The organism is Xanthomonas sp. 3498 (genome assembly GCF_014199795.1).
Lineage (GTDB): Bacteria > Pseudomonadota > Gammaproteobacteria > Xanthomonadales > Xanthomonadaceae > Xanthomonas_A > Xanthomonas_A rydalmerensis.
In genome coordinates this window covers 1-5650 of sequence record NZ_JACHOH010000012.1, presented here as the reverse complement: position 1 = coordinate 5650, position 5650 = coordinate 1, and the positions used below count along the sequence as shown (strand labels likewise).

Here is a 5650-nt window from a genome sequence, read left to right as displayed (position 1 = left end):
GTGAAAAAGTCGGCTAATATGGCCGGCTCGCTTCGAGGAAAAGCCTACGGGTTTGGACGAAGAAGCGGCGTCAAGGCCTTGATCAACAAGGTGTTGACGGCAAGAAAAAAGCCGCTATGATGGGCGGCTCGGTTCGACGAAAAGCCTTCGGGTTTTGAAGACGAACCAGCGTCAACCGCCTCGAAATGAGGTGTTGACGGAAGCAAAAAGCCCGCTATAATGGGCGGCTCACTCGGACGGAAACGTCGGGGCGAAAAAGGGAAAGGCGCTGAGGCCGGCCCCGAAGTTCTTTGACAGTGTGCGCAGGTAACTTGTGAGGACGCCTGCAGGTGGAAGTATGTCCATCTTGCAGACGTTCGAATCAAGAGCAACAAATCAATTGCTTTGCAAGCGATACGTAGCTTGGTTTGAACTCTGCATATCAAAGTATTGGCCTTCGGGCCTGTAATTTTAAGTGAAGAGTTTGATCCTGGCTCAGAGTGAACGCTGGCGGCAGGCCTAACACATGCAAGTCGAACGGCAGCACAGGAGAGCTTGCTCTCTGGGTGGCGAGTGGCGGACGGGTGAGGAATACATCGGAATCTACCTTTTCGTGGGGGATAACGTAGGGAAACTTACGCTAATACCGCATACGACCTTAGGGTGAAAGCGGAGGACCTTCGGGCTTCGCGCGGATAGATGAGCCGATGTCGGATTAGCTAGTTGGCGGGGTAAAGGCCCACCAAGGCGACGATCCGTAGCTGGTCTGAGAGGATGATCAGCCACACTGGAACTGAGACACGGTCCAGACTCCTACGGGAGGCAGCAGTGGGGAATATTGGACAATGGGCGCAAGCCTGATCCAGCCATGCCGCGTGGGTGAAGAAGGCCTTCGGGTTGTAAAGCCCTTTTGTTGGGAAAGAAAAGCAGTCGGTTAATACCCGATTGTTCTGACGGTACCCAAAGAATAAGCACCGGCTAACTTCGTGCCAGCAGCCGCGGTAATACGAAGGGTGCAAGCGTTACTCGGAATTACTGGGCGTAAAGCGTGCGTAGGTGGTTGTTTAAGTCCGTTGTGAAAGCCCTGGGCTCAACCTGGGAATTGCAGTGGATACTGGGCAACTAGAGTGTGGTAGAGGATGGCGGAATTCCCGGTGTAGCAGTGAAATGCGTAGAGATCGGGAGGAACATCTGTGGCGAAGGCGGCCATCTGGACCAACACTGACACTGAGGCACGAAAGCGTGGGGAGCAAACAGGATTAGATACCCTGGTAGTCCACGCCCTAAACGATGCGAACTGGATGTTGGGTGCAACTTGGCACGCAGTATCGAAGCTAACGCGTTAAGTTCGCCGCCTGGGGAGTACGGTCGCAAGACTGAAACTCAAAGGAATTGACGGGGGCCCGCACAAGCGGTGGAGTATGTGGTTTAATTCGATGCAACGCGAAGAACCTTACCTGGTCTTGACATCCACGGAACTTTCCAGAGATGGATTGGTGCCTTCGGGAACCGTGAGACAGGTGCTGCATGGCTGTCGTCAGCTCGTGTCGTGAGATGTTGGGTTAAGTCCCGCAACGAGCGCAACCCTTGTCCTTAGTTGCCAGCACGTAATGGTGGGAACTCTAAGGAGACCGCCGGTGACAAACCGGAGGAAGGTGGGGATGACGTCAAGTCATCATGGCCCTTACGACCAGGGCTACACACGTACTACAATGGTAGGGACAGAGGGCTGCAAGCCGGCGACGGTAAGCCAATCCCAGAAACCCTATCTCAGTCCGGATTGGAGTCTGCAACTCGACTCCATGAAGTCGGAATCGCTAGTAATCGCAGATCAGCATTGCTGCGGTGAATACGTTCCCGGGCCTTGTACACACCGCCCGTCACACCATGGGAGTTTGTTGCACCAGAAGCAGGTAGCTTAACCTTCGGGAGGGCGCTTGCCACGGTGTGGCCGATGACTGGGGTGAAGTCGTAACAAGGTAGCCGTATCGGAAGGTGCGGCTGGATCACCTCCTTTTGAGCATGACAGCTACGCCTGTCAGGCGTCCTCACAAGTAACCTGCATTCAGAGAGTTCCGCCACAGGGCGGAGCACCCCGAAATACCGGGGCCATAGCTCAGCTGGGAGAGCACCTGCTTTGCAAGCAGGGGGTCGTCGGTTCGATCCCGACTGGCTCCACCACTGACGAAGACTTTGGGTCTGTAGCTCAGGTGGTTAGAGCGCACCCCTGATAAGGGTGAGGTCGGTGGTTCGAGTCCTCCCAGACCCACCACTCTGAATGTATCGCACACTAAGAATTTAGATGCTCGGCGTTGAGGCCGTAGCGTTGTTCTTTAATAATTTGTGATGTAGCGAGCGTTTGAGAACAAACTTCTCGACGTGTCGTTGTGGCTAAGGCGGGGACCTCGAGTCCCTAGAAATTGAGTCGTTATAGTTCGCGTCCAGGCTTTGTACCCCTGGACTGAATATGACCTTGAGGCAACTTGAGGTTATATGGTCAAGCGAATAAGCGCACACGGTGGATGCCTTGGCGGTCAGAGGCGATGAAGGACGTGGCAGCCTGCGAAAAGTGTCGGGGAGCTGGCAACAAGCTTTGATCCGGCAATGTCCGAATGGGGAAACCCACTGCTTCGGCAGTATCCTGCAGTGAATACATAGCTGCTGGAAGCGAACCCGGTGAACTGAAATATCTAAGTAACCGGAGGAAAAGAAATCAACCGAGATTCCCTAAGTAGTGACGAGCGAACGGGGACTAGCCCTTAAGCTGGTATGGCTTTAGAAAAACAACCTGGAAAGGTTGGCCATAGAAGGTGATAGCCCTGTATTTAAAAGGGCCATTCCAGTGAAGACGAGTAGGGCGGGGCACGTGAAACCCTGTCTGAACATGGGGGGACCATCCTCCAAGGCTAAATACTCCTGACCGACCGATAGTGAACCAGTACCGTGAGGGAAAGGCGAAAAGAACCCCGGAGAGGGGAGTGAAATAGATCCTGAAACCGTGTGCGTACAAGCAGTAGGAGCTCGCAAGAGTGACTGCGTACCTTTTGTATAATGGGTCAGCGACTTACTGTTCGTGGCAAGCTTAACCGTATAGGGGAGGCGAAGGGAAACCGAGTCTGATAAGGGCGCATAGTCGCGGGCAGTAGACCCGAAACCGGGTGATCTAGTCATGCCCAGGGTGAAGGTCAGGTAACACTGACTGGAGGCCCGAACCCACTCCCGTTGCAAAGGTAGGGGATGAGGTGTGATTAGGAGTGAAAAGCTAATCGAACCCGGAGATAGCTGGTTCTCCTCGAAAGCTATTTAGGTAGCGCCTCATATGTATCCTCTCGGGGGTAGAGCACTGTTATGGCTAGGGGGTCATCGCGACTTACCAAACCATTGCAAACTCCGAATACCGAGACGGACTGTATGGGAGACACACGGCGGGTGCTAACGTCCGTCGTGAAAAGGGAAACAACCCAGACCCACAGCTAAGGTCCCAAATTCACTGCTAAGTGGAAAACGATGTGGAAAGGCATAGACAGCCAGGAGGTTGGCTTAGAAGCAGCCACCCTTTAAAGAAAGCGTAATAGCTCACTGGTCGAGTCGGTCTGCGCGGAAGATTTAACGGGGCTAAGCAGTGAACCGAAGCTTGGGGTGCATCGCGATAAGCGATGCGCGGTAGAGGAGCGTTCCGTAAGCCTGCGAAGGTGGATTGAGAAGTCCGCTGGAGGTATCGGAAGTGCGAATGCTGACATGAGTAACGACAATGCGGGTGAAAAACCCGCACGCCGAAAGCCCAAGGTTTCCTTGCGCAACGTTAATCGGCGCAGGGTGAGTCGGCCCCTAAGGCGAGGGCGAAAGCCGTAGTCGATGGGAAGCAGGTTAATATTCCTGCACCTCGCGTAAGTGCGATGGAGGGACGGAGAAGGTTAGGTGTACCGGGCGTTGGTTGTCCCGGGGAAAGGCGGTAGGTTTGGATCTTTGGCAAATCCGGGATCCTTTAAGACCGAGCACCGAGACGAGTCTTTTAGACGAAGTCACTGATACCACGCTTCCAGGAAAAGCTCCTAAGCTTCAGCTTACGCAGACCGTACCGTAAACCGACACAGGTGGGTAGGATGAGAATTCTCAGGCGCTTGAGAGAACTCGGGTGAAGGAACTAGGCAACATGGCACCGTAACTTCGGGAGAAGGTGCACCCTTTTTGGTGGCTCGTGCGAGCTATAGCTGAAGAGGGTCGCAGAAACCAGGCCGCTGCGACTGTTTATCAAAAACACAGCACTCTGCAAACACGAAAGTGGACGTATAGGGTGTGACGCCTGCCCGGTGCTGGAAGGTTAATTGATGGGGTCAGCCGCAAGGCGAAGCTCTTGATCGAAGCCCCAGTAAACGGCGGCCGTAACTATAACGGTCCTAAGGTAGCGAAATTCCTTGTCGGGTAAGTTCCGACCTGCACGAATGGCGTAACGACAGCGGCGCTGTCTCCACCCGAGACTCAGTGAAATTGAAATCGCTGTGAAGATGCAGCGTTCCCGTGGCAAGACGGAAAGACCCCGTGAACCTTTACTATAGCTTTACACTGAACGTTGAGTTCGTCTGTGTAGGATAGGTGGGAGGCTATGAAACTGTGGCGCTAGCTGCAGTGGAGCCATCCTTGAAATACCACCCTGTCGTGCTTGACGTTCTAACCTAGGTCCGTAATCCGGATCGGGGACCGTGTATGGTGGGTAGTTTGACTGGGGCGGTCTCCTCCTAAAGAGTAACGGAGGAGCACGAAGGTACGCTCAGCGCGGTCGGACATCGCGCACTGTGTGCAAAGGCATAAGCGTGCTTGACTGCAAGATCGACGGATCAAGCAGGTACGAAAGTAGGTCTTAGTGATCCGGTGGTTCTGTATGGAAGGGCCATCGCTCAACGGATAAAAGGTACTCCGGGGATAACAGGCTGATACCGCCCAAGAGTTCATATCGACGGCGGTGTTTGGCACCTCGATGTCGGCTCATCACATCCTGGGGCTGTAGTCGGTCCCAAGGGTATGGCTGTTCGCCATTTAAAGTGGTACGCGAGCTGGGTTCAGAACGTCGTGAGACAGTTCGGTCCCTATCTGCCATGGGCGTTGGAGATTTGAGAGGGGCTGCTCCTAGTACGAGAGGACCGGAGTGGACGAACCTCTGGTGTTCCGGTTGTCACGCCAGTGGCATTGCCGGGTAGCTATGTTCGGAAGCGATAACCGCTGAAAGCATCTAAGCGGGAAGCGCGCCTCAAGATGAGATCTCCCGGGACACAAGTCCCCTAAAGGAACCATGTAGACTACGTGGTTGATAGGTCAGGTGTGTAAGTGCAGCAATGCATTGAGCTAACTGATACTAATGATCCGTGCGGCTTGACCATATAACCTCAAGATGCTTCCTCATTAAGCATCCCTTAGCGCGACACACGTCGATCGCTCTCACTCGCTCGCTACATCACACCCTATGAGAGGCTGGCGCCCATGCCGTCCTCGGTCCAACAACCGAGTACCGTGCACGTGGCGACACTCCAACCGTCTCCCTGGTGAAATTAGCGCTGTGGAACCACCCGATCCCATCCCGAACTCGGAAGTGAAACGCAGCTGCGCCGATGGTAGTGTGGCTCAAGCCATGCGAGAGTAGGTCATCGCCAGGGGCTTTACCCCAAATCCCCGTCCC

2 tRNA genes and 3 rRNA genes are annotated in these 5650 nt (G+C 54.3%); all 5 read left to right on the top strand.

Features of this window, described 5'->3' with window-relative positions:
- Window positions 1–451 precede the first annotated feature (451 nt).
- The 5 genes from GGR66_RS21005 (at window position 452) to rrf (ending at window position 5627) form a co-directional block, all read left to right on the top strand.
- Window positions 452–1996 (top strand): 16S ribosomal RNA (locus GGR66_RS21005).
- 88 nt (window positions 1997–2084) lie between these two features.
- Window positions 2085–2160 (top strand) — tRNA-Ala (locus GGR66_RS21000).
- 14 nt (window positions 2161–2174) lie between these two features.
- Window positions 2175–2251, top strand: a tRNA-Ile gene (locus GGR66_RS20995).
- 223 nt (window positions 2252–2474) lie between these two features.
- A 23S ribosomal RNA gene (locus GGR66_RS20990) occupies window positions 2475–5354 on the top strand.
- Window positions 5355–5512: 158 nt separating this feature from the next.
- Window positions 5513–5627: ribosomal RNA gene (rrf, locus tag GGR66_RS20985) — 5S ribosomal RNA — on the top strand.
- Together the 16S, 23S and 5S rRNA genes with 2 tRNA genes alongside form the textbook arrangement of a ribosomal RNA operon.
- Window positions 5628–5650: the final 23 nt, after the last annotated feature.